Raw genomic sequence first — 24,317 nt, forward strand, 5'->3', positions numbered from 1 at the left:
GTCAGGGACGAGCGACGATGCGGATGTGGCGCGTGGTGTCCCCGTCGAGCTCGTCGTCGGCGAGGCCGCCCACGTCGTCGCCCGTGGGGCGCTCGATCTCGATCTCCCACCAGTGATCGCGCAGGCCCTCCACCATGCCGTGGCCCCACTCGACGATCACGACCGACCCGTCCACATCCAGGTCGAGATCATCCAGCTCCGCAGCGGAGCCGAGACGGTAGGCGTCGACATGGATGAGAGGGGGGCCGTCCCCCAGCGACGGGTGGGTGCGTGCGATCACGAACGTCGGGCTCTGCACCGGTCCGCGTACCCCGAGCCCCGCACCGATCCCCCGCGTCAGCGTGGTCTTGCCCGCACCCAGCGCCCCGGTGAGCACGATCAGATCGCCCGCGACGAGCGATTCGCCGATACGGCGGCCCAGAGCTTCCATGCCGTCGGCGGTCTCGACGGCGATCTCTCCGAGCAGCGCCTCGTTCACGAGCGGTCCCCTCCCGCGCCCGCGGCGCGCTCGCGACGCGGCACGCGAGCGCTGATCCGCGTGACGATCTCGTAGTTGATCGTGTCGGCGGCCTGCGCCCATGCCTCCACGGCGGGATCGCCGCAGGCGGGGTCGCCGAACAGCACGACCTCATCGCCCACCGCGACCGGCGCATCGCCGACGTCGACGATGAACTGATCCATCGCGATGCGGCCCGACACCTGAAGCAGAGCATCACCGATGCGCACCGGAGCACGATTCGACGCCTGCCGGGGGATCCCGTCGGCGTAGCCGAGGGGAACCAGCGCCAGTGTGGTCTCCCGGTCCGTCCGGTACGTGTAGCCGTAGGACAGGCCCGTACCTGCGGGGACGCGACGGACGTTGGCAACGGTGCCGCGAAGCGTCATGCTCGGGCGCAGGCCCAGCTCCGACGCGACGAACCTGTCGGGATCGGGGCTCAGACCGTGCAGTCCGATGCCGATGCGCACCAGGTCCAGTCGTGTCTCCGCCAGACCGATCGCCGCGGCGGTGGCGGCGATGTGCCGCAGCCGGGGACGAATCCCCTTCGCGGCGGCGCGGTCGACTCCGTCCAGGAACGTGGCGAGCGCCGCACGGTCATCGGCGTCGGACGTGTTGGACACGTGCGAGAACAGTCCGTCGATGTCGAGGATGCCCATCTCTTCGGCGCGACGAGCGATGTCGAAGGCGTCCTCCCAGTGCTCGGGCGGCAGACCGTTGCGGCTGAGCCCGGTCTCCAGCTTCAGGTGCACGCGCGCCGGGGCAGCGACGGATCCCGCCTCGATGGCGGCCGTGAGCTGCTCGATCGTGGAAACGCCGATCGTGATGCGCTGGGCCACTGCGCGTTCGAACCGCGTCCCTGGTGCGTGCAACCACGAGAGGATGTCCGCCGTGATCCCCGCGTCACGCAACTCGAACGCCTCGGACAGATCGGTGACGCCGAGCATCACCGCACCGCCCGCGAGCGCGGCACGGGCGGTGCGCACGGCGCCATGGCCGTAGGCGTTCGCCTTCACCACCGCGAGGACGGGGGTCCCCGTGAGGGCGGCCAGCGCCCGGGTGTTGGCGGTGATCGCCTCGGTGTCGATCACCGCTTCACGCAGCTGAGCGGTCGAATCGGGAAGCATCACAGGCCCTTCCGTCCGGTCGGCCGATCCGACCGGAGCTCGGCGATCACATACGCCGTGGCGAATCCGCCATCGTGCGACATCGAGACGTGCATGGTGCTGATGCCGCGAGCGATGACGGTGGCAGCGGTGGCCCCGGTGAGGGAGAAGAACGGGCGCCCCTCGGGATCGTTCTGCACCTCGATCTCGCGCCAGTACACGCCGTCCGAGCCGCCGAGAGCCTTGATGAAGGCCTCCTTGGCGGCGTAGCGGGCGGCGAGGGAACGCGCCGGCATCGGCTGCTCGTTCGCGGTGAACAGCCGCTCTCGCAGACGCGGGGTCCGTTCGAGGGTGCGTTCGAAACGTGCGATGTCGACCAGGTCGACGCCGATGCCGGCGATCATGCTCACGGGTGGGCGCTCACTCCACCGTCACGGACTTGGCGAGGTTGCGCGGCTGATCCACGTCCAGCCCCTTCGCCGTAGCGAGTGCCATCGCGAACACGTGCAGCGGGACGACCGCCAGGATCGGCTCGAACAGCGGCTCGGCGAGGGGGATGCGCAGCACCTCGTCGGCGAACGGCAATACGGCGGCGTCTCCCTCCTCCGCGATCACGATGACGCGAGCACCGCGAGCGCGGATCTCCTGGATGTTGGAGACCACCTTCGCGTGCAGCAGCGACGAGTGACGCGGCGACGGGACGATGACGAACACCGGCTGACCGGGCTCGATCAGCGCGATCGGTCCGTGCTTGAGCTCGCCCGCGGCGAATCCCTCGGCGTGGATGTAGGAGATCTCCTTGAGCTTGAGCGCGCCCTCCATCGCGATCGGGAAGCCGACGTGACGGCCGAGGAACAGCACCGAGCGGGTGTCGGCCATCCAGTGACCGAGCTGGCCGATGCGCTCCTGCTGCTCCAGCACGCGGCTGATCTTGGCGGGGATCGCCTCCAGCTCGCGCACGTGGCGTGCGCCCTCGTCCGCGGTCACCGTGCCGCGGATGCGGCCGATGTGCAGGCCCAGCAGCAGCAACGCCGTGATCTGGGCGACGAACGCCTTCGTCGAGGCCACCGCCACCTCGGGCCCGGCGTGGGTGTACACGACCGCATCGCTCTCGCGCGGAATCGTGGCGCCCTGGGTGTTGCAGATGCTGAGCGTCTTGGCGCCGGCCTCACGGGCGAACTTGACCGCCATGAGCGTGTCCATCGTCTCGCCGGACTGGCTGATGGAGACCACCAGGGTGTCGGGGCCGATGACCGGATCGCGGTAGCGGAACTCGTGCGCGAGCTCGACATCGGCCGGGATGCGCGCCCAGGCCTCGAGCGCGTACTTGCCGACTTCTCCCGCGTAGGCGGCGGTGCCGCACGCCACGATGATGATGCGCGAGATCCCGGCGAACAGTTCGTCCAGACCGTCCAGCTCCGGGATGACCACCTGTCCGTCCTGCAGGCGACCGCGGATGGTGTTGGCGACCGCCTCCGGCTCCTCGGAGACCTCCTTGGCCATGAAGCTGGGCCAGCCGCCCTTCTCCGCCGCTGCCGCGTCCCAGTTGACCGTGAACTCCTCCGCCTCGACGGGGTTGCCGTCGAAGTCGGTGATCTCCACGCCGTCCGGGGTGATCGCGACGATCTGGTCCTGTCCGATAGCGAGCGCACGGCGGGTGTGCTCCACGAAGGCGGCGACATCCGAGCCGAGGAAGTTCTCGCCCTCGCCGAGGCCGATCACGAGCGGCGAGTTGCGCCGGGCACCCACGACGAGTCCGGGGCTGTCACGATGCGTCGCGAGGATGGTGAAGGCACCCTCCAGGCGGCGCACGACGGCGCGGAACGCGGCGCGCAGGTCGCCGGTGGCGCGGTACTCGCGCCCCAGCAGGATGGCGGCGACCTCGCTGTCGGTCTCCGAGCGGAATGTGTACCCCTCGGACAGGAGCTCGTTCTTCAGCTCGGAGAAGTTCTCGATGATGCCGTTGTGGATGAGAGCGAGGCGGTCATCGTCGGCGAGGTGGGGGTGGGCGTTCTCGTCGGTCGGTCCGCCGTGCGTGGCCCACCGCGTGTGACCGATGCCGGTCGAACCATCGGGCATGGGAGCGGCGGCGAGATCCTCACGCAGCACGCTGAGCTTGCCGGACTTCTTTCGCATGTCCAGACCGCCGTCGTCATCGATGACGGCGATGCCTGCGGAGTCATAGCCCCGGTATTCGAGCCGGGCGAGGCCGGCCAGCAGAATGGGCTGGCTCTCGCGAGCACCCACGTATCCAACGATTCCACACATGGTCCTGATTCTAGGGGCGCGCCCCGAGGCATCCCTGTGCCGTGTGGCGCACCTGTGCGCAAGTGCTGTTACAGCTTGCGCAGCGACACGCGCTCGACGCTGTGGCCGGGCCCCTTGCGCAGAATGAGGCTCGCGCGGTGCTTGGTGGGCAGCACGTTCTCCACGAGGTTCGGCATGTTGATGTCGTTCCAGTACCCGAGGGCGGCCTGTTCCGCTTCGGCGTCGGTCAGATGCGCGAAGACGTTGAAGTAGGAGTGCGGATTGCTGAAAGCGCCCTTGCGCAGCTCCAGGAACCGGTCGACGTACCACCTCTCGATGTTGTGGGTGTCGGCGTCGACGAACACCGAGAAGTCGAACAGGTCGCTCACCGCCACCTCGTGGGGACTGGGCGGCGGCTGCAGAACGTTGAGTCCCTCGACGATGACCACGTCCGGGCGTCGCACCACGACGTGGGCGTCGGGGACGATGTCGTAGCGCATGTGCGAGTAGAACGGCGCACGCACCTCTTCGGCACCGGATTTGACCTCGGTGAGGAACTCGACGAGCGCGCGGCGGTCGTAGGACTCGGGGAAGCCCTTGCGCTCCATCAGCCCGCGCCGCTCCAGCTCCGCGTTCGGGTACAGGAACCCGTCCGTGGTCACCAGCTCGACTCGCGGCGTGTCCGACCAGCGGCTGACGAGCTCGCGCAGCAGTCGCGCCACGGTCGATTTGCCGACCGCGACCGAACCGGCCACGGCGATCACGAACGGGGTGGTGACATCGGGCTCGTTCAGAAAGGCGGCGGTGTCGGCGCCGAGCCGCTTGGTGGAGGCCGCATAGAGGCTCAGCAGCCGGCTGAGCGGGAGATAGACCTCTCGCACCTCGGTGAGGTCCATCCGGTCGCCGAGGCCCCGCAGCTGCACGAGCTCGGGCTCGGTGAGCGGTTGCGGCATCCCCTGTGCGAGCTGCGCCCACTCCGCACGAGTGATGTCGCGGTACGGGCTCAGCGGCGATGCGGGCGCGGCAGGCATTCCGCCATGCTATCGCGGCCGTCCGGACGTCGCGCACGGGCCGGTGCAATAGCGTGGAAGGCATGCAGCGCATCGCATTCCTGGACGTCGACGGCACCATCATCGATTCGCTGGGACGCATCGACCCCACGACGATCAGCGCGGTGCGCGAGGCACGAGCCGGCGGCCACCACGTCTTCCTGTGCACGGGGCGAGCGGAGGCCGAGATCGCGCCGTCCGTTCGGGAGATCGGCTTCGACGGCATCGTCTCGGCCGGCGGCGGCTTCGTCACGATCGATGGCGAGCTCATCATCGAGCGGGCGATGCCGACGGCGCTGGCCACGGAGCTGCTCGATTTCCTCCGCGCCGAGGACCTGCCCGCGGTGCTGCAGACCTTCACCGGCACCTACGCGGAATCCGCGGCGGTGGAGCGGATCACCGCGGGGGCCATCCGCGCGCACGAAGCACTGGCGGCCGCGGGGGTGGATGTCTCTCACGCGGCGGCGGCCGAGCCCACTGTCCGCGATATCGCCGAGGCTCCCGCTGATGTCCGCGATCACATCGCGAAGGTCGTGTTCGTCGGCGACGACCACAGCGCATACGACCGCACGGTCGCGGGGCTCGGCGACCGCTTCCACATCGTGACGGGATCCATCCCGTTCCTCGGCTCGGCCAGCGGGGAGATTTCCGGTCCGGGTGTCAACAAGGGCACCACCATCGAGATGCTGCTGCCCCGGCTGGGCTTCACGCGTGCTCAGGCGATCGGCATCGGCGACAGCCCGAACGATCTGGAGATGTTCGCGGCCTGCGGTGTCTCGGCCGCCATGGGCAACGCCACCGATGCTGTGAAGGCGGCAGCGTCCGAGGTCACCTCCGCTGTCCTCGACGGCGGCGTGCACGCCGTCTTCGCCCGCCACGGCCTCCTCCTCTGACGCGAGGCCGTGATCCCCGCGAGACGTCCGTCTGTGGGCGAGAACCGCCGCCTTGCACCGCTCGTCGCCCACCGAGAGAACTCTCACGGGCATGTGTCGCTCGCGGAACACGGCGGGGCACGGGCGTTGCGCGGAGAGATGTCGCGGCGAGGCGGAGCACGGCGGAGGGGCGTGAAGGGTGCGCTACGGTGATGCCGTGGCACTCACTGATCTCCCCCTCGATGACCTGCGCACCTTCCGACCCGACGTCGCTGAGCCCGAAGATTTCGATGCGTTCTGGGAACGCACGCTGAGCGAGTCCCGTGCGCTGCGGACCCCGTCGACGCTGGTCCCGGCCGAGACGCCGATCGACCAGCTGATCGTGGAGGATCTCACCTTCAGCGGGTTCGGCGGCGAGCCGATCCGCGCGTGGGTCACGCGGCCGAAGGACGGCGCCCCGCGCGCGGCCGTGGTGCAGTTCATCGGATACGGCGGTGGGCGCGGGCAAGCCGGCGAGCAACTCCAGTGGGCCGCCGCCGGCTACGTCCACGTGCTCATGGACACCCGCGGCCAGGGTGCCGGCTGGGGCTCGGGCGGAGACACCCCGGACCCGCACGGTTCCGCAGGAGCGACGCCCGGCTACATGACACGGGGCATCGAGTCCCCCGACACCTACTACTACCGCCGGGTCTTCACCGATGCCGTGCTCGCTGTCGACGCGGTCCGCGAGCTCCCGTTCGTTGATTCCTCCCGCATCGCCGTCACCGGTGGCAGCCAGGGCGGCGGTATCTCGCTGGCCGCGGCCGCCCTGCACCCGGACGTCTCCGCCGTCATGCCCGACGTGCCCTTCCTCTGCCACTTCCGCCGCTCCGTCGAGCGCACCCCGGTGCTGCCGTTCCCCGAGATCGCGCGCTACCTGTCCGTCCGCCGCACCGAGGTCGACAACGTGTTCCACACGCTGTCCTACTTCGACGGTGTGAACTTCGCCCGCCGCATCACCGTTCCGGCGCTGTTCTCCGTCGCACTGATGGACGATGTGGTGCTGCCTTCGAGCGTGTTCGCCGCCTTCAACCACCTCGCCGCGTCCGACGCTGAGATCGAGGTGTACCCGTTCAACGGCCACGAGGGCGGCCAGACGGTGCAGTGGCTGCGCCAGACCGCGTGGCTCGCCGCGCGCTTCTGACGCGCGAGAAGCACCGGCGCGTCGGAGAAACCCCGCGTCGCACGGTCGCTCGGACGTGCCGAGGCTCGACACGATGAGAACTCCGGACGATACGCTGTGCGAATGCGCCTCGGGGTCCTCGACATCGGCTCGAACACGGTCCATCTGCTGATCGCGGAGATCCATGCCGGGGGCCGGCCCATTGCGTCGGTGAGCGAGAAGGCCGTGCTGCGGCTGATGCGCTTCCTGGAGCCCGGCGGATCGATCTCACCCGCCGGGGTCGACGCGATCCTCACCGCGGTCGCACGGGCGCGCGAGATCCTGGACGAAGAGCGCCCCGACGACCTCCTGGCCACCGCGACGAGCGCCGTGCGAGACGCCGCCAATGGTGCAGAGGTGATCGCCGCGATCGAGGCGCGGCTGGGTCACCCGTTGCAAGTGCTCAGCGGGTCTGCCGAGGCCGAGCTCACCTTCCTCGCTGCCCGCCGCTGGTTCGGGTGGTCGGCCGGTCAGCTGCTGATGTTCGACATCGGCGGCGGGTCTCTGGAACTGGCGTGCGGCAGCGAGGAGGCTCCCGACGTGGCGCTGTCCCTCCCGCTGGGCGCCGGTCGGATGACGATCGAGCACCTCCCCCACGACCCGCCCGGAGAGGACGCTGTCACACGCCTGCGCGAGCACGCCCGCCGTCTGCTGGTCCCCGCCGCAGCGGCATTCGCCGATCAGCCCGCGCCCGATCACGTCGTCGGCTCGTCGAAGACGATCCGCTCGCTCGCCCGCCTCGCGGGCAACGTGCTCACCGGCTGGGCGGGCTCTGACCGGGTGACGCTGTCGCGAGACCAGCTCGGCGACTGGGTGCCGCGGCTGGCGAAGCTGCCCGCCGAATCGCGCCACATCCTCCCGGGCATCACCCCGGACCGCACCTTCCAGATCGTCGCGGGTGCGGTGGTACTGCATGAGGCGATGCTGGTCCTCGGCGTCGACGAGCTGGAGGCGTCTCCCTGGGCGCTCCGGGAGGGCGTTCTCCTGCGCTACATCGAGTCGCTCTAGCCCCGCGAACCCAGACAAGTCCGAGAAACCCTGCGTGCGGGGCTTCTCGGACTTGTCTGGGTGTTTCGCGAGGTCAGATCGCGAGGCGGGCCTTGACGACCGCGGCGAGGGTGGCGGCGTGCCGATGAGCGGAGTCCTCATCCGCTGCCTCGACCATCACCCGCACCAGCGGCTCGGTGCCCGAGGGGCGCAGAAGCACGCGGCCGGTCTCCCCCAGCTCGGCCTCGACCGCGGCGACAGCGGCAGCGATCTCCTCGTCACCGCGCACGCCGTCACGGTCGACACCGCGGACGTTGACCATCACCTGCGGGTAGATGGTCATGATCCGTGCGAGCTCGGCGAGCGACTTCTTCTGGTGTGCCATCTCGGCCACCAGGTGCAAGCCGGTGAGGACGCCGTCACCGGTCGTGGCGAACTCGCGCATGATCACGTGACCGGACTGCTCGCCGCCGAGGGCGAATCCCCCCTCGTTCATCTCCTCGAGCACGTAGCGATCGCCGACCGCGGTCGTCTTCACAGAGATGCCGCGCTCGCTCATCGCCCGATGCAGCCCCAGGTTGCTCATGACGGTGGCAACCAGCACATCGTCCGTGAGGACACCGCGCTCATGCATCGCGGCCGCGAGGATCGCCATGATCTGGTCGCCGTCGATGAAGTTCCCCTCGGCGTCCACCGCCAGGCAGCGGTCGGCGTCGCCGTCGTGAGCGATTCCGACGTCGGCGCCCAGCCGGACGACGGCCTCCGCGAGGTTGTCCAGATGCGTGGATCCCACGCCGTCGTTGATGTTCAGACCATCGGGGTCTGCTCCGATGACCGTGACCTCCGCACCCGCATCACGGAACGCATCGGGCGAGACGCCGGAGGCGGCGCCGTGCGCGCAGTCCAGCACCACGCGGATGCCATCCAGACGGTTCGGCAGCGAACCGAGCAGGTGGATGAGGTAGCGGTCCTCGGCGTCGGAGAAGCGACGGATGCGTCCCACTCCGGAGCCCGTCGGCTGCAGCTTCGGGCCGGTCAGGGCCTGCTCGATGCGCAGCTCGACCTCATCGGGCAGCTTCACGCCACCGCGGGCGAAGATCTTGATGCCGTTGTCCGGCGCCGGGTTGTGCGAGGCGGACACGACCACACCGAAATCGGCGCCGGTGTCGGCCACGAGGAACGCGAGTGCGGGCGTCGGGATCACGCCGGCATCGAACACGTCGACGCCGGAGGAGGCGAGACCAGCGGCGACGGCCGCTGACAGGAACTCACCCGATACCCGGGGGTCGCGAGCGATGACTGCAGTGAGACGCTTGCCCTCCTGGCGTCGCGCCTCTGCAGAACGGCCCTGGCCCAGGACGACAGCAGTCGCCTGGGCCAGGGACAGCGCCAGGTCGGCGGTGAGGGGACCGTTGGCCAGTCCCCTCACCCCGTCCGTGCCGAACAGCGGCATCGGAAGGTCCGGACCTTAACGCTTCGAGTACTGAGGCGCCTTACGGGCCTTCTTGAGACCAGCCTTCTTGCGCTCCTTGACGCGAGCGTCACGCGACAGGAAGCCGGCCTTCTTCAGAGTGGGGCGGTTGTTCTCGCGGTCGATCTCGTTGAGAGCGCGCGCGATGCCGAGGCGCAGAGCACCGGCCTGACCCGAAGGGCCACCACCGGCGATGCGAGCGATCACGTCGTACGCACCGGCCAGGTTCAGGATGGTGAACGGGTCGTTGATCAGCTGCTGGTGCAGCTTGTTCGGGAAGTAGTCCTCGACGGTACGGCCGTTGACCGTGATCGTGCCCGAGCCCGGGACCAGACGCACGCGGGCGATGGCCTGCTTGCGACGACCCACGGCAGCGCCGGGAACCGAGAGGACGGGACGGGGAGCCTCGACGGCGGCCTCGGCCGGCGTCTCGGTGGAGTAGTTCTGCGGAGTTTCGATGTCAGCCACGAGTGTGTCCTTTTGGAGAGCGGCGCTTACTGGGCGACCTGGTCGAACGTGTACGTCTTGGGCTGCTGAGCGGCGTGCGGGTGCTCGGCACCGGCGTACACCTTCAGCTTGCTCAGCTGGTCGCGGCCGAGCGAGTTCTTCGGCAGCATGCCGCGAACAGCCTTCTCCACGGCGCGAACCGGGTTCTTCTCCAGGAGCTCGGAGTAGGCGACGGCCTTGAGACCACCCGGGTGACCCGAGTGACGGTAGGCCATCTTCTTCTGGAGCTTCTGACCGGTCAGGGCGACCTTGTCGGCGTTGATGATGATGACGAAGTCACCGGCATCCATGAAGTTGGTGAAGGTTGCCTTGTGCTTGCCGCGAAGGAGGGCGGCGGCGTGGGAGGCCAGGCGACCGAGCACGACGTCAGTCGCGTCGATGACCAGCCATTCACGCTGGAGCTCGCCAGCCTTCGGAGTGAAAGTGCGCGTCACGATAGTGCTGCTTTCTTTGTGTCGAACGGAGAGGTTCGTGAATCCCACTCCCGTGGCGTTCCCACAGCGAGGCTGTGTGAACTGACCGGTGGAGGGCTCACGTTCGGGCATGCTTTCAGCAGAGGGAACACACCAAGGGTCGAGTCTACGTCATTCGGGCGCGTCGGCCAAATGCGGCCGATGGCCGGACCCGCGGGGGCCCGGCCATCGGTCATCGTGACGGCTGGATCAGCACGTCATCGTGGGATCAGCTCGTCGCACGGCGCCGAGCGATGAGCACGGCTCCTCCGAGAGCGATGATGGCCACGGCGAGGGCGGCCATCCCCGCGGCACCGCTGCCGTCCTGACCCGTCGTCGGCAGCGCCGAGGTCGGGGCCGGCGTGGACGGCTTCACCGTCGGGATCACGGGCGAGGTCTCCGTCGGCGTGGGCGACGGCGTCACGGTCTCCGTGGGCGTCGGCGTCACGGTTTCCGTGGGCGTGGGCGACGGCGTCACCGTCTCCGTCGGAGTCGGCGTCGGCGTCGGCGTCGGCGTCGGGGTCACGGTTTCCGTCGGCGTCGGCGTCGGCGTCGGGGTCGGCGTCGGGGTCACGGTTTCCGTCGGCGTCGGCGTCGGCGACGGCGTGACCGTCCGTCCGATGCCGTGCCACTCGGTGCTGGCCGACGCGCCGTTGTCGGCGGAGGCCGTCGCGTGGTTCACGTACGGGCCTTCGCCCACCGGCCCGCTGGCAGTGAAGTCGACCGAAGCGCCGGCCGCGAGCGTGCCATCGAAGCCGTTCGGCGCGGCGACGGTGACCTGGTCATCGACCAGGGTGACGCCGGTGGCCGCCACGTTTCCAGTGTTGGTGATCGTGTACACCCACTCCACCGTGTCGCCGGCGTCCACCGTGACCGCGTCCGAGGCGGTGGTCGCAATGACGCCGTTGCCCTTCTTCACGATCGTGAGACCGGTGGTCGCACCGAAGCCGTGCCACTCGGTGGTGACTTCGGGCACATCCTGCGCCGTCGCGGTGGCGTGGTTCACGTAGGGACCCGCGGCGATGGGACCGGAAGCGGTGAACTCCACGCTCTCGTCCGGCCCGAGCGTTCCGGTGAACCCTGCTGGCGGCGTCAGCGAGCCGAGCTGGTCATCGGTGACGGTCACGCCGGACACCGCGGTGTTGCCCGCGTTCGTGACGACGTAGGTGAAGTCGACGGAGGTTCCCGCGGGGACGACGTGCGCGTCCGACTCCGCGGTGGCCACGACGTCATCGCCCTTCTTCACGATGGTCAGCCCGCTGGTGACACCGAAGCCGTGCCACTCGGTGACCGCGTCCGCGACCCCGTCGGCGGAGGCCGTGGCGTGGTTCACATACGCTCCGGCCGAAACCGGCCCCGAGGCGGTGAACACCACGTGCGCGCCCGGCGCCAGCGTGCCGTCGAAGCCGGTGGGCGAGAGCACGGTGATATCGGTGGCAGCGACCTGATCGTCGACGAGGGTGACATCCGTCGCGGGGACGTTGCCGGTGTTGGTGACGGTGTACGTCCACGTGACGGTGGAGTCCGCCGGCACCTGAACGGCCGAGTCGGCCGTCGTCGCGACGGCGTCGTTGCCCTTCTTCACGACGGTGAGGCCGGTGGTCTCGCCGAATCCGTACCAGTCGGCCGTCGCCGGCGGCTGAGCAGTCTGCGTTCCGCTCTCGCGCCACTGCACGGTGGCCGTGTTGTGGTAGTCGCCTGCCGGGATCGGACCGGTGGCGGTGAACGTCACGTCCTCGGTGGGCGCGAGGGTGCCGGTGAAGCCCGCGGGGGCGGCAACGTCACCGAGCACGCTGTCCGCGAGGGAGGTGATGTCGACGGGGACGTCCCCGGTGTTGGTCACCGTGTAGGTGAACGTCACCGTGGTCCCGGCGGGCACGTGGAGGGCGTCGTCCGCCGTCGGAGCGGCAACGGCGTTGCCCTCCTTGACGACCGTGATCGCGGGGTGGGTCACGGGTGCCGCCACAGGGGTGGTCATCCAGTCGCCGTTGCCCGCCTCGTTCCAGGCCGACACCCGGAACTGGTAGGTGCGGGCGGGATCGAGTCCTGTGATGGTGGTGGTCGCGTTCGTGTCGACGGGTGTCGCGACAACCGCCCACGTCGTTCCGCCGTCGGTCGACTGCTCGACCACGTAGTCGCGAACGGGCGCCTGCGAGTCGGCCGTGACGCCGGTGGGCAGCGCGGCCCACGTCAGGGTCGCCGACGTCTTCGTGACGTCGGTGTACTGAGCGGCGAGCGCCGTGACCGGGTCGGGCGTGCGGGCGAAGATCACGACGCGCGTGGCGTTGGTGCCCTCGGAGACCGTCAGGTACATGAACCCGCGCTTGTCGAATGCGATACCGCGGACGTTCTGCACCTGCCCGTTGCCGGTACCGGTACCGAACGCCGGGAACTGTCCCTTCGGGGTGCCGTCAGCGGCGAAGATCTTGATCGTTCCACTGCGCTGTCCGACGTAGATGTCGCCGGTGCGCGGCTCGACCTGGATGGTGAAGGTGGCGTGCGTGGAGCCGTCGCCGGTCGCCAGCGTGCCGATGCCGATCGTGTTGAGCACCGTGCAGCGATCACGCGTGGATCCGGCCGGGTTCGCGACGGATTCGGTGGTGCAGGAGGTGGGATCGATCCGCTGGATGAACGTCCGGTTGCCCGCGCCCGGGTCGATGTAGCCCACCAGCAGCGTTCCGTCGGCGGGGTCGACGGCGATCGAGTAGGGCGAGCGGTAGCCGCCGTCGCCGGTGTACGCGGTGCCGGCGGGCTGGTTCAGGTAGATGTTGCGGACGAAGGTGCCGTCGACGCGGTACTGCTTGAGCAGCTCCGGGGTCTGGCTGGTGACGATCATGTCACCGTTCTTCATGCGCGCGATCCCGACCGGGTAATCGAAGGCCGCAGGGTCGTTGCGGTTGCTCCACGTGGTTCCGCTGGGCCAGGTGGTCTGACCCAGCGCGCCGGCCTCGGTGCCGTCGGGGTTCACCATGCGCACCGCGTGATTCGCGTGTGCGAGCCACGTGTAGCCCGCGTCGGCGTCCATCGCCCAGGCGGTGCCGGCGTCCGTGACCGCGACACCGCGCACACCTCCGAAACGTCCGGACGGCATCGTGGTCCCGTTCAGCACCTGCGCATCCGCGAGCGCGGCGTAGTTCGCTCCGACGCCGGCATTCTGTCCGGCGGCCACCGCGCCGTACGTTCCATCGCCCTGGTACTGGCCGCGCGACCAGTCCGCTGCGGAGTCCATCGGATAGTGGTTCAGGCGGGACTCGCCGACGTAGCAGGCGCCGGGCGCCTTGAAAGTGCCACCGCTCAGGGAGCAGACGAAGGAGTTCGTGGTCCACACGATCTTCGCGCTGTCGGTGACCCACAGGCTCTCATCCGCCGGGCTGACGGCGACACCGTAGCTGAACACGTAGCCGGTGGAGCGGGTCTTCACGTCCCCCGCGTACCCCCACAGCCCCGATCCCCGGGCCTTGCCCGCGGTGGTCGGCACGCTCGTGATGCCCGCCGGGGTGGAGGAGACCGAGGGATCGGCGACGACGGCCTGCGCCGGTCCGGCCGAGCCCAGCGCAACCGCACCGCCCGCCAGAAGGGCGACCGTCGCCAGGGCGGCGCCCCACCGATGGGCGAGGCGACGCAGCGGTGCCGCGGCGGGCGCTGATCCCTCCCGCTGACGTTTCATGGTGCGACGAATGACGGACTGACGCATGCAGTTCCCCCCGGAATGATGCGTCCCCGGCGAGGAACGCGACTCACGATCGGGATCGAGCAGCGGCGGCGTGCGGGTTCACGCCAGGCGGGGACGAAGTCACATTAACAGCGGTCGCCGAGCGCGCGGAAGGGGTTCCGCAGAGATTTCATCCGCGATTCGTCCGCTCAGCCCACGGCACGGTAGGGAGCGCGCGCCGCACAGGTCACCAGAATCGGCAGGTGATCACTCTCGCCCTGCGGCAGCGTGTGGACGGCCTCGACGGTGAGTCCGACCGCGGTGGCGAAGTCGTAGTAGCCCCGGAAGAAGCGATAGCGGGTGTATGTCCGAGCGTCGCTCATCACCAGCTCATGCCCGTCCGCGCGCATGCGTCGTGACAGGTCCTCCTTGAAGACCGGATAGTTGTAGTCCCCCACCATGAGCTTCGGGATTCCGGCGCCCAGCCGGTCCAGCTCGCTCAGTGCGGTGCGGATCTGGTGGCGACGCAATGAGTTGAGTGCGGTGAGCGGCGCCGCGTGGAACGAGGCGATGATCACCTGCGACCCGCTGTCGATGTCGTGCAGCAGCACCCCGAGAACCCGCTCGTGAGCGGGTCGCAGCACGCGGTCGTGCAGGGACTTCTTGAGCGCGAGGGTGATGGTGCCATCACAGCGGAAGGCGCTCCTGCGGTAGTAGACCGCCAGCCCCAGCCGGTTTCCCCGGGTGGCATCGGCCAGGGCGAGCCCGCCGATCTGCTCGGGGATGTCGGCCGTGTCGGCCTCCTGGAGGCACAGCACATCGGGATCGTGGGCGTCGACGAGCGCCGCCAGCTCGCCGGCCGCCCGGTGCTTGCGCAGGTTGTAGGAGATGACCTTCATGTGCCAACCAGGGTAGTGCCCGCCGCTGTCGGCGGGGTGAACGTCAGCCTCAGATCTCGCGACGAGCGCGCGTCTGTTCCGCGCGGGAGGCCAGCAGGTCGTCCGCCGGATAGCCCACCTCGGCCAGGGTGAGACCACGAGCCACGAGGACGGGAAAGGCGCTGGTGCGCTCCCCGGCTTCGCGCAGGGTCACGACGTCCTCGGGCTCCAGCCGCCCCGTGCCGACCGCGGCGCAGGCGCCCACCAGGGCGCGCACCATGCTGTGGCAGAACGCATCGGCGCGGAGGTGTGCGATGAGGGTGCCGTCCGCGGTGCGGCGCCAGTCGTATTCGAGCAGCGTGCGGATGGTCGTGGCCTCTTCACGGGGCTTGCAGTAGGCGGCGAAGTCATGCAGTCCGATGAGCCGCGAGGCAGCGTCGTTCATCCGGTCGATGTCATGGGTGCCACGCACCATCGTCGTGCGATTGCGCTCGAACACGTCGTATCCGCTGACATCGTCGGCGAGGCGGTACTCGTATCGACGCCACACCGCGGAGAAGCGCGCATCGAATCCCTCCGGAGCCCGCGTGACAGCCCGGACGTCCACGTCGGCATACGGCCCGAGCACACCGCGGAGCTTGTCCGCGAGACGCCCGACGGCGTCGCGCTGGTCGTTCGCGCGGCGCGCCAGCACTCGTGCTTGCTGGCGGTCATCAAGGTCGACGTGCGCGACCTGGCCCGACGCATGCACACCCGCGTCGGTACGGCCCGCCACCACCAGCGCGGCGGGCGATCCGAGAATCTTGCCGAGCGCGCCTTCCAGCTCACCCTGCACGGTCCGAAGCCCCGGCTGCTTCGCCCAGCCGCGGAAGCCGCTGCCGTCGTAGGCGATGTCCAGGCGCAGTCGCATCCCTCCAGCGTACCGGCCACCGCCATTCCGAGACTCCCGTCTCGCGGGTCATCGCCGCGCGAGTGACGGATCATCACCCGGGAACGACGAATCACCACCCGGGAACGACGAAGGGGCCCCGCGTGAGCGGGACCCCTTCTACTGCTGTGGCAGTACGACTTACTTGTCGGCCTCGGCGGTCTCCTCGGCAGCAGCCGCGGGAGCCTCCTCGACGACCTCAGCCTCAGCCTCGGCCGGAGCCTCAACGGTCTCCTCGACGACCTCGGCCTCGGCCGGAGCCTCGACCTTCTCGGCCTTCTCAGCCTTGGGGGCGGCCTTGGTGCTGGCCTTCGCCTTCTTGGTGACGGGCTCGAGGACGAGCTCGATCACGGCCATGGGGGCGTTGTCACCCTTGCGGTTGCCGATCTTGGTGATGCGGGTGTAGCCACCCTCGCGCTCGGCGACGAGCGGCGCGATCTCCGCGAACAGGATGTGCGTCGCGTTCTTGTCGCCGATGACGCTCAGCACGCGACGACGAGCGTGCAGGTCGCCACGCTTGCCGAAGGTGATCAGACGCTCAGCCAGCGGACGCAGGCGCTTGGCCTTGGTCTCGGTGGTCGTGATCGACTTGTGCGTGAACAGCGCAGCGGCCAGGTTCGCGAGCAGCAGACGCTCGTGTGCGGGACCGCCTCCGAGGCGGGGGCCCTTGGTGGGCTTAGGCATGGTGAATTACTCCAGAGATGAAAAGGGGTGAGATCAGATCGCGTCGTCTTCGTAGCCGCTGTAGAAGTGGGCGCCGTCGAAACCGGGCACCGAGTCCTTCAGCGACAGGCCGAGAGACGTGAGCTTGTCACGGACCTCGTCCACCGACTTCTGACCGAAGTTGCGGATGTTCATGAGCTGGGTCTCCGACAGAGCGACCAGCTCGGACACCGTGTTGATGCCCTCGCGCTTCAGGCAGTTGTAGGAACGAACCGACAGGTCCAGGTCCTCGATCGGCATCGACAGCTCGTTCGAGAGGACGGTCTCGACCGGCGCGGGGCCGATCTCGATACCCTCGGCCTCGACGTTCAGCTCGCGGGCGAGACCGAACAGCTCGGTGAGGGTGCGTCCCGCCGAAGCGACGGCATCGCGCGGGGCGATCGCCGGCTTGGTCTCGACATCCAGGACCAGCTTGTCGAAGTCGGTGCGCTCACCCGCACGGGTGGCGTCGACGCGGTAGCTGACCTTGAGGACGGGCGAGTAGATCGAGTCGATCGGGATCTGACCCGCCTCGGCGTACTCGTTACGGTTCTGCTGAGCCGAGACGTAACCGCGGCCGCGCTCGATGGTGAGCTCCAGCTCGAACTTCGCGGTGTCGTTCAGCGTTGCGATCACGAGCTCGGGGTTGTGCACCTCGACGCCCGCCGGAGCGGAGATGTCCGCTGCCGTGACCTCGCCCGCGCCGGTCTTGCGCAGGTAGGCGGTGATCGGCTCGTCGCGCTCGGAGGAGACGACCAGCTGCTTGATGTTCAGGATGATCTCGGTGACATCCTCCTTCACACCCGGAATGGTGCTGAACTCGTGCAGCACGCCGTCGATGCGGATGCTCGTGACGGCCGCTCCCGGGATCGAGGAGAGGAGGCTGCGACGAAGCGCGTTTCCGATGGTGTAACCGAATCCGGGCTCCAGCGGCTCGATGATGAACCGGCTGCGGAACTCCCCGATCTTCTCCTCGGTCAGAGTGGGACGCTGTGCAATAAGCACTCTGTGTTCCTTTCGATCAAGTGCCCGCTATATGACACTTGCGGTGGTGAGGTCTTGAGTTGTGATCGCCCCGATCATGATCGAGGCGGGAAGCCTGCGCCGCGCCGGGGGTCACCCGGCGCGGCGAGAGGACTCAGACGCGGCGACGCTTCGGGGGACGGCAGCCGTTGTGCGCCTGCGGGGTGACGTCGGAGATCGAACCGACCTCGAGACCCGCGGCAGTCAGCGAACGGATGGCCGTCTCGCGACCCGAACCCGGGCCCTTGACGAAGACGTCGACCTTCTTCACGCCGTGCTCCTGCGCGCCCTTGGCGGCAGCCTCGGCAGCCATACCAGCGGCGTACGGGGTCGACTTGCGCGAGCCCTTGAAGCCCACGCCACCGGACGAGGCCCACGCGATGACAGCGCCGGTCGGGTCGGTGATGGAAACGATCGTGTTGTTGAACGTCGACTTGATGTGGGCCTGGCCCAGCGCGATGTTCTTCTTCTCCTTGCGACGCGGCTTGCGCGCGGCAGTCTTGGGTGCAGCCATGTGCTTCTCCTAATCCTTGCCGCCGCTGATCAGCGGCCGGCCTTCTTCTTGCCGGCGACGGTCTTCTTCGGACCCTTGCGCGTGCGGGCGTTGGTCTTGGTGCGCTGTCCGCGAACCGGGAGACCGCGGCGGTGGCGGAGACCCTCGTACGAACCGATCTCGACCTTGCGGCGGATGTCGGCTGCGACCTCACGGCGGAGGTCACCCTCAACCTTGTAGTTGGCGTCGATGTAGTCGCGCAGCGAGACGAGCTGGTCGTCGCTGAGGTCCTTGACGCGGATGCTCTCGTCGATGTCGACCTGCTTGAGGATCTCGACCGAGCGGGTACGGCCGATGCCGTAGATGTAAGTGAGTGCGATCACCACGCGCTTGTCGCGCGGGATGTCGACGCCGGCAAGACGTGCCATGCGGTTCTCCTAGGAGTGGTGGAGGTGTGGAGCAGGATCTGTGCTCGGGCCTCCGACCCGAGGTGTCCCCCACGAATGGGTTGTTGTTCCTGCCTGGATATCTGTGTTCAGTTGTCAGAACCGCGCCGGAGCGCGGGTGTCAGCCCTGGCGCTGCTTGTGACGCGGGTTGCTCTTGCAGATGACCATGACGCGGCCGTGACGACGGATCACGCGGCAGTGGTCGCAGATGGGCTTGACGGAGGGATTGACCTTCATGGTGCTTCCTTATCGCTGTCTTCGTACCGGGATCTCTCCCGGCCGTTACTTCCCGACCGGATGGTGGATCAGCGGTAGCGGTAGACGATGCGGCCACGCGTGAGGTCGTAGGGGCTGAGCTCCACGACGACACGGTCTTCGGGGATGATGCGGATGTAGTTCTGCCGCATCTTTCCGGAGATCGTAGCCAGCACCTTGTGCCCGTTGGTGAGTTCGACGCGGAACATCGCGTTCGGCAACGCCTCGGACACCGTGCCTTCGATTTCGATGACACCGTCTTTCTTAGCCATACACTCGCTGACGCTCAGCAGACCGGTCGGTCTGCGGTGGATGATGGATTGGTGTCAGAGACACGCCAATGAAGGCGCAAGACACCAAAGATTGATACTACGTGATATCCACAGGCCTCGCAAATGCCCTCAGCCTGCTCCCAGGCGCGGCGGTCCACCTTTCTTCGAAGATTTTCGGCCACCATGTCGATCCGGACGTTCCCCGTTCGACGTCTTCAGTGAGAGGGTCGAGAAGCGTCCCCCAGAAGGAGAAGAACCGATGAAGGTCATGCTGATCATGCGCGCAACCGACGAGGCCGTCGAGGCGTACAAGGAGATGCCGTTCGAGGAGGTCATCGAGGAGATGGGCCGCTTCAACGAGGAGATGATGAAGGCGGGCGTGCTGCTCGCCGGCGACGGGCTCGCCGACGATCCGGCCAACGCCTTCGTCGTGGACTTCTCCGGCGATGAGCCGCTCGTCACCGACGGCCCGTACGGCGAGACGAAGGAATTGTTCAACGGCTTCTGGATCCTGCAGGTGGCCGATCGCGAAGAGGCCGTGCAGTGGGCCAAGCGCGTTCCACTCGGCCCGGGCTCGAAGATCGAGGTGCGCCGCGTCACCGACGAGTCCGACTTCCCGGCCGACAACGAGTGGATCGAGAAGGAGGCGGGCTGGCGCGAAGAGCAGTCGGCTCGCTGAGCGCGGATCCCGCGATGACGACGCAGGAGACGGCCGGTGCGGTGGAGTCAGCGCACCGCGCCGTCTCCGCGGCGTGGCGCATGGATGCGGCCCGCATCGTGGCGACGCTCGCGCGGTACACCGGGGACTTCGCGCTGGCGGAGGATCTGGCCCAGGACGCCTTCGCCGATGCGCTGCGGCAGTGGCCCACGGACGGCATTCCGCACAACCCCGCGGCGTGGCTGACGACCGCTGCGAAGCGCAAGGCAGTGGACGGCTGGCGCCGCAGTGAACGCTATGCGGACCGGATCGCGCAGATCGGCCAGGAGCTGCGTGAAGACACCGGCCATGATCTTCCCTGGGATCCCGACGTCATCGACGACGATGTGCTGCGCCTGGTGTTCATCGCGTGCCATCCCGTGCTCGGCCGAGAGGCGCAGGTGGCGCTCACGCTACGCACCGTCGCCGGACTGGAGACGGAGCAGATCGCGCGAGCCTTCCTCACCCCCACCGCCACGGTTCAGCAGCGCATCGTTCGCGCGAAGCGCGCCCTGGGCGATGCCGGAGTCGCCTTCGAGACGCCGACGCGTCAGGAGTGGGGTGCGCGCCTCAGCACGGTGCTCGGGGTGGTCTACCTCATCTTCACGGAGGCACACGCCGCCACGGATGGTGACGAGATCCTCCGCCCTGAGCTCGCCCGCGAGGCGCTCCGCCTCGGGCGCATGCTCACCGCGCTCCTGCCTCGGGAACCTTCGCCCTGGGCACTGCTGGCGCTCATGGAGCTCACGGCGGCGCGCTTTCCAGCCCGCACCGGTGCGGACGGCTCCCCGGTTCCCCTGGAGGAGCAGGATCGACGCCTGTGGGATCGCTCGGCGATCCTCCGCGGTGGTGCCGCGCTGAAGAGAGCCGATGCCCTGGGCCGCGGGCGTGGGGCGTACGCGCTGCAGGCGGCCATCGCCGAGCAGCACGCCGTCGCGACGGACGTGGCGAACACCGACTGGGACGTCATCGTGCGCTGCTACGACGGGCTGGTGGCGCTCTCCGGTTCTCCGGTGGTGGCACTCAACCGTGCTGTGGCCGTCTCGATGCGCGATGACCCGGAGACCGCACTCGCCCTGGTCGACGAGCTGGCGGCGGACCGGCGGCTGGCCCATTGGCATCTGCTGCCGACGGTGCGGGCAGAACTGCTCTCCCGGCTCGGACGGCGCGAAGAGGCCGCAGCGGAGTTCGATCGCGCCGCCCAGCTCACTCAGAACGCGCGCGAGCGCGCGTACTTCCTCGCCCGGGCGGCTCGCCGGCCCTGACCCGGCGTCGATGTCGGTGGCCGTGCGTATCGTCGCGGCATGGACGATCTCGCCGCGGCCCAGCAGCTGTACGACACGGTGGCCGACTCGTACGCCCGGCTCCTCCCTGATGCCTCGTTCGAGGCAGCGGAGGATCTCGCGATGATCGCGCGGTTCACCGCACTGCTTCCCTCCGACGCGCGGGTGCTGGATGCCGGATGCGGCACCGGCCGGATGCAGCCGGTGCTGCGGGAGCTTCTGCCCGCCCACCGGGCCACCGGCGCGGATCTGTCCGAGGAGATGCTCCGTCATGCCCGGGCCGCGCATCCCGGCACCCGGTTCGACCGCGCTCCCCTCGCGGCGCTCCCCTATCGAGACGGCAGCCTCGACGGCGTGCTCGCGTGGTACTCGATCATCCATACCGCGCCCGCGGCCCTCGACGCCGTCTTCGCCGAGTTCCGGCGCGTGCTCGCCGACGACGGCGTCGTGCTGCTCGGCTTCCAGCACGGCCGCGGCCAACGCCACCGCAGCGAGGCGTACGGTCACACGGTGGAGCTGCGGGCGCATCTGCACTCCGTCGACGGCGTGACCGCCGCGCTGGAGCACGCCCGGTTCACCGCCGTTGAGCGGGTGATCCGCGAGGCACGACCGGGCGAGGCGCAGGATCAGGGGTTCGTGCTCGCGCGCGCTGCCTGAACCGCCCTCATCCGGGTGTCACCCAGCGTCAGTCCGCCGTGGATGCGGGCGTCCTGAGGGCGCTCCAGCCGAGCGTCGCGGACGCCGCGGAGATCACCCCGAGAACGGTCAGGGCCGCCGGGAGCGTCCATGCCGTCGCGACGGCGCCCACGAGGAGCGGCCCACCGGCGTCGCCGATCTCCCGTCCGAGCTCCGCGCTGCCCATCGTGCGTCCCATCCGCGCGTGCGGGGTCACGTCGGCGAGATGAGCGAAGGCCAGCGGCGTGACCGTACCGGTCATCAGGCCGAACGCGGCGGCGGCGATGAACATCGTCGCGACGCCAGGCGCGAACGCCAGCAGAACCAGTGCCGCAGCGGCGAGCAGCAGCCCGGCGGCGCTTCCGGCACGAGTGGAGATGCGGTCTTCGTCACGCCACCGCCCCACGAGAGGCTGTACGACGGTGGAGACGAGTGCCAGCACCGCCACGGCCGCGGCCCCGAGGAGAGGCGGGAGGGAGAGGCGCGTGGCGAGCAGGGGCAGGAAGCCGACGCCCACACCGATCACCGCCGTGCTCGTGGCCAGCACCAGCGTGGGGATCAGAAAGCCCCGCGCGGTGACCTCGCGGACGAGATCAGCGAGGGTGACGCGCGTACGTGGCAGCACGGGGAGCGAAGGCATCGCGAGAGCCACCCACACCGCCGCTCCGATGGCGAGGGCTCCGAGCATGGCGTACACGGCCGAGATCCCCGCCCACTGCGTGAGCGCGATACCGAGGAGCGGTCCCAGCACGTATCCGAGGCTCTTCCAGGCGCCATAGCGGCCGAAGTAGCGACCGAGGCGCTGCTTTCCGGCAAGGCGCGCGACCGAAGCCGACGAGGCCGGCGAGAAGGCGGATGCCGCGGCCCCCTGACCGAGGCGCGCAAGTGCGAGAACGAGAACGGTGGGCATCACGAAGGCGACTGCTGATGCGACGGCGAACGCGACGAGCCCGCCGATGATGACGGGCTTGGCGCCGATGCGATCGCTCAGCGCGCCGAAGAGGGGCTTCAGCATGACCTCTGCGAGGTCGTAGAGCGCGAGCACCAGCCCCAGCCCCAGCAGCGACATGCCGATCTCGTCGTTTTCCGCACCCAGCACCGAGGCGACGCCGTGCGCGCCGAACGCCGTGGTGAAACCGGCGAGATACAGGGGTGCGAGACCGCGCGGCGCGGTGGGTTCATTCGTCACAGCGAACAGAGTAACAGCCGTTACATGCTGCGACGTGACGAACCTGCTAGCGTCGAGGGATGCAGCATGAGGTGGCCTGGCTGTTCGCTCTCGTCCAGATTCCCGCCGAGCCCTCGCGTCATCGCGTGGCGGTGTGGCGGGAGCTGAAGCGCGCCGGCGCCGTCACGATCGCCCAGGGGACGTGGGCTCTGCCCGACGCCTCGCGGTCACGCGCCGCCCTGGATCGCGCCGGCGAGCTGGCATCGGAGGGCGGCGGACACGTCGCCGTGTTCGCCGTCGACGCACAGAACGAGGCGGCCCGTACCGTCGTCGCCGAGCTGTACCGAGACGCCCGCGTCGAGGAATGGCGCGAGTTCGACGCCGACTGCGGGAAGTTCGAGGCCGAGATCGCCTCGGAGATCGCGAAGGAGAAGTTCACCTTCGCGGAACTCGAAGAGGAGGAGCAGAGTCTGGATCGACTGCGCCGCTGGTACCGCGACCTGAAGCGCCGCGATGTGCTGGGGCTCGCGGAGGCCGAAGGGTCCGCGGAGCACCTGCGCGCATGCGAGCGCGCGCTGGAGCGCTTCGCGGACCTCGTGTACGCGGCAGATCGCACGGCCTGACCCGTACCCCACGCCCGGACATCCGGACCACGAGATAGACTTAGTCGTCACTAAGTTATATGGTCGCGGGATGGAGATCTCGTGGATCACGGAACACACGCTGACGGAGCTCGCCCTCCTCGCGCTGGCATTCGTGCTCTCGGCTGCCATCGGGCTGGAGCGGCACCGCAAGCTGAAGAGCGCGGGGCTTCGCACACACACCCTGGTGGGGCTCGGATCAGCCGTGTTCACGCTCGTGAGCGCCTACGGATTCCACAACATCACCGAGGCCGGCGCCGTCGCCGACCCGTCGCGCATTGCGGCACAGATCGTGTCGGGCATCGGCTTCCTCGGCGCCGGCGTGATCTTCGTACGCAAGGCCACGGTGTCCGGCCTCACGACGGCGGCCTCGATCTGGGCGACGGCAGCGGTCGGCATGGCCTGCGGCGCCGGCGAGCCGCTCCTGGCGATCATCGCGACGCTCCTTCAGCTCCTCGCGGTCACCCTTCTCGGTCGCCTCGGTCACCGCATCCGCGGCGAACAGCCGCACACCACGCTGCGCCTGCGGTACAAGCCGGGGTTCGGATCGTTGCGGACGGCCCTCATCCTCGCAGCCGAACGCGGGATGCCGGCCACCGTACTGTCCGCCGACACCCTTCACCGACAGGACAAGCCCGCCCAGTTCGTCGCACTCGTGCAGCTGGAACGTCCGCGCTCACGCGTCGGGGCCATGCTTGGCGAGATCTCCGACATCCCCGGGGTGAAAGCCGTCGACATCGAGGACGACGACGAGGGCTGACCGCTTCGGTGCGCGTCGGGTCGGACGATAACATCACAGCTCCAGGACTGCGCGA

The 24,317-nt window shown here is 68.8% G+C and carries 26 protein-coding genes; 8 read left to right on the forward strand and 18 right to left on the reverse strand.

Going from position 1 to position 24,317, the window contains the following annotated elements; genetic code table 11:
* Window position 1 precedes the first annotated feature (1 nt).
* The 5 genes from tsaE to coaA all read right to left on the reverse strand — a co-directional run bounded on the left by tsaE (window position 2) and on the right by coaA (window position 4,880).
* Entirely contained in the window at window positions 2-478 is a 477-nt protein-coding gene (gene tsaE, locus LQ566_RS05250) for a tRNA (adenosine(37)-N6)-threonylcarbamoyltransferase complex ATPase subunit type 1 TsaE (protein ID WP_372459777.1), read from the reverse strand.
* Window positions 475-1,623, reverse strand: a complete 1,149-nt coding sequence (gene alr, locus LQ566_RS05255; protein WP_231090555.1) for an alanine racemase — start codon at window positions 1,621-1,623, stop codon at window positions 475-477. Before alr ends, tsaE begins: the two co-directional genes overlap by 4 nt.
* Entirely contained in the window at window positions 1,623-2,006 is a 384-nt protein-coding gene (locus tag LQ566_RS05260) for a holo-ACP synthase (RefSeq protein ID WP_231091386.1), read from the reverse strand. Before LQ566_RS05260 ends, alr begins: the two co-directional genes overlap by 1 nt.
* A gap of 16 nt (window positions 2,007-2,022) precedes the next feature.
* Complete coding sequence (glmS, locus tag LQ566_RS05265; protein ID WP_231090556.1) at window positions 2,023-3,870, reverse strand: glutamine--fructose-6-phosphate transaminase (isomerizing); 1,848 nt, start codon at window positions 3,868-3,870, stop codon at window positions 2,023-2,025.
* 68 nt (window positions 3,871-3,938) lie between these two features.
* Entirely contained in the window at window positions 3,939-4,880 is a 942-nt protein-coding gene (coaA, locus tag LQ566_RS05270) for a type I pantothenate kinase (RefSeq protein ID WP_231090557.1), read from the reverse strand.
* A 62-nt stretch (window positions 4,881-4,942) separates the two neighbouring features.
* On the opposite strand from coaA, the gene LQ566_RS05275 reads away from it, so the two are divergent.
* The 3 genes from LQ566_RS05275 to LQ566_RS05285 all read left to right on the forward strand — a co-directional run bounded on the left by LQ566_RS05275 (window position 4,943) and on the right by LQ566_RS05285 (window position 7,979).
* Window positions 4,943-5,791, forward strand: coding sequence for an HAD family hydrolase (locus tag LQ566_RS05275; RefSeq protein ID WP_231090558.1), 849 nt, complete (start codon window positions 4,943-4,945; stop codon window positions 5,789-5,791).
* Window positions 5,792-5,987: 196 nt separating this feature from the next.
* Window positions 5,988-6,953: an acetylxylan esterase gene (locus tag LQ566_RS05280; RefSeq protein ID WP_231090559.1), complete on the forward strand. Its 966-nt coding sequence runs from the start codon at window positions 5,988-5,990 to the stop codon at window positions 6,951-6,953.
* A gap of 102 nt (window positions 6,954-7,055) precedes the next feature.
* A complete protein-coding gene (locus LQ566_RS05285; RefSeq protein ID WP_231090560.1) occupies window positions 7,056-7,979 on the forward strand; it encodes a Ppx/GppA phosphatase family protein in 924 nt (307 codons plus the stop codon).
* A 73-nt stretch (window positions 7,980-8,052) separates the two neighbouring features.
* Here the strand turns inward: LQ566_RS05285 and glmM are convergent, their stop codons facing one another.
* The 12 genes from glmM to infA form a co-directional block, all read right to left on the reverse strand.
* Window positions 8,053-9,411, reverse strand: a complete 1,359-nt coding sequence (gene glmM, locus LQ566_RS05290) for a phosphoglucosamine mutase (RefSeq protein ID WP_231090561.1) — start codon at window positions 9,409-9,411, stop codon at window positions 8,053-8,055.
* A gap of 15 nt (window positions 9,412-9,426) precedes the next feature.
* Window positions 9,427-9,897: a 30S ribosomal protein S9 gene (rpsI, locus tag LQ566_RS05295; protein ID WP_231090562.1), complete on the reverse strand. Its 471-nt coding sequence runs from the start codon at window positions 9,895-9,897 to the stop codon at window positions 9,427-9,429.
* Window positions 9,898-9,923: 26 nt separating this feature from the next.
* Window positions 9,924-10,370, reverse strand: coding sequence for a 50S ribosomal protein L13 (rplM, locus tag LQ566_RS05300; RefSeq protein WP_231090563.1), 447 nt, complete (start codon window positions 10,368-10,370; stop codon window positions 9,924-9,926).
* Between the two features lie 247 nt (window positions 10,371-10,617).
* Window positions 10,618-14,055 carry a CLIPPER-2 domain-containing protein gene (locus LQ566_RS05305; protein WP_231090564.1) on the reverse strand — a complete coding sequence of 1,146 codons (3,438 nt, stop codon included), beginning with the start codon at window positions 14,053-14,055 and terminating at the stop codon, window positions 10,618-10,620.
* Window positions 14,056-14,249: 194 nt separating this feature from the next.
* Window positions 14,250-14,939, reverse strand: a complete 690-nt coding sequence (locus LQ566_RS05310) for an endonuclease/exonuclease/phosphatase family protein (protein ID WP_231090565.1) — start codon at window positions 14,937-14,939, stop codon at window positions 14,250-14,252.
* A gap of 49 nt (window positions 14,940-14,988) precedes the next feature.
* Complete coding sequence (truA, locus tag LQ566_RS05315; RefSeq protein WP_231090566.1) at window positions 14,989-15,828, reverse strand: tRNA pseudouridine(38-40) synthase TruA; 840 nt, start codon at window positions 15,826-15,828, stop codon at window positions 14,989-14,991.
* 159 nt (window positions 15,829-15,987) lie between these two features.
* Complete coding sequence (gene rplQ, locus LQ566_RS05320) at window positions 15,988-16,530, reverse strand: 50S ribosomal protein L17 (RefSeq protein ID WP_231090567.1); 543 nt, start codon at window positions 16,528-16,530, stop codon at window positions 15,988-15,990.
* Between the two features lie 33 nt (window positions 16,531-16,563).
* Window positions 16,564-17,553: a DNA-directed RNA polymerase subunit alpha gene (locus LQ566_RS05325; protein ID WP_231090568.1), complete on the reverse strand. Its 990-nt coding sequence runs from the start codon at window positions 17,551-17,553 to the stop codon at window positions 16,564-16,566.
* A gap of 133 nt (window positions 17,554-17,686) precedes the next feature.
* On the reverse strand, window positions 17,687-18,085 hold the full coding sequence (rpsK, locus tag LQ566_RS05330; protein WP_231090569.1) for a 30S ribosomal protein S11: 399 nt from the start codon (window positions 18,083-18,085) through the stop codon (window positions 17,687-17,689).
* 29 nt (window positions 18,086-18,114) lie between these two features.
* Window positions 18,115-18,492 (reverse strand): 30S ribosomal protein S13, encoded by a 378-nt coding sequence (gene rpsM, locus LQ566_RS05335; RefSeq protein ID WP_231090570.1) that lies wholly within the window; start codon window positions 18,490-18,492, stop codon window positions 18,115-18,117.
* Between the two features lie 139 nt (window positions 18,493-18,631).
* Window positions 18,632-18,748, reverse strand: coding sequence for a 50S ribosomal protein L36 (gene rpmJ, locus LQ566_RS05340; protein WP_071644008.1), 117 nt, complete (start codon window positions 18,746-18,748; stop codon window positions 18,632-18,634).
* 68 nt (window positions 18,749-18,816) lie between these two features.
* The gene (gene infA / locus LQ566_RS05345) at window positions 18,817-19,038 is read right to left on the reverse strand and encodes a translation initiation factor IF-1 (RefSeq protein WP_013583992.1); all 222 of its coding nucleotides are present in this window, start codon (window positions 19,036-19,038) and stop codon (window positions 18,817-18,819) included.
* Window positions 19,039-19,297: 259 nt separating this feature from the next.
* Here infA and LQ566_RS05350 point away from each other — a divergent pair, with 259 nt between their 5' ends.
* The 3 genes from LQ566_RS05350 to LQ566_RS05360 are packed head-to-tail and all read left to right on the forward strand — an operon-like array spanning window position 19,298 to window position 21,675.
* Window positions 19,298-19,717, forward strand: a complete 420-nt coding sequence (locus LQ566_RS05350) for a YciI family protein (protein ID WP_231090571.1) — start codon at window positions 19,298-19,300, stop codon at window positions 19,715-19,717.
* A gap of 14 nt (window positions 19,718-19,731) precedes the next feature.
* Window positions 19,732-21,000, forward strand: coding sequence for an RNA polymerase sigma factor (locus LQ566_RS05355; RefSeq protein WP_231090572.1), 1,269 nt, complete (start codon window positions 19,732-19,734; stop codon window positions 20,998-21,000).
* Window positions 21,001-21,039: 39 nt separating this feature from the next.
* Window positions 21,040-21,675, forward strand: coding sequence for a class I SAM-dependent DNA methyltransferase (locus LQ566_RS05360; protein WP_231090573.1), 636 nt, complete (start codon window positions 21,040-21,042; stop codon window positions 21,673-21,675).
* A gap of 28 nt (window positions 21,676-21,703) precedes the next feature.
* Here the strand turns inward: LQ566_RS05360 and LQ566_RS05365 are convergent, their stop codons facing one another.
* Window positions 21,704-22,882: an MFS transporter gene (locus tag LQ566_RS05365; protein ID WP_231090574.1), complete on the reverse strand. Its 1,179-nt coding sequence runs from the start codon at window positions 22,880-22,882 to the stop codon at window positions 21,704-21,706.
* A 59-nt stretch (window positions 22,883-22,941) separates the two neighbouring features.
* Between LQ566_RS05365 and LQ566_RS05370 the strand changes: the two genes are divergently transcribed.
* A complete protein-coding gene (locus tag LQ566_RS05370) occupies window positions 22,942-23,484 on the forward strand; it encodes a Chromate resistance protein ChrB (protein ID WP_231090575.1) in 543 nt (180 codons plus the stop codon).
* Between the two features lie 70 nt (window positions 23,485-23,554).
* A complete protein-coding gene (locus LQ566_RS05375) occupies window positions 23,555-24,262 on the forward strand; it encodes an MgtC/SapB family protein (protein ID WP_231090576.1) in 708 nt (235 codons plus the stop codon).
* The last annotated feature ends 55 nt before the right edge of the window (window positions 24,263-24,317 follow it).

Origin of the sequence: Microbacterium nymphoidis, assembly GCF_021044885.1 — a bacterium.
GTDB classification, from domain to species: domain Bacteria; phylum Actinomycetota; class Actinomycetes; order Actinomycetales; family Microbacteriaceae; genus Microbacterium; species Microbacterium nymphoidis.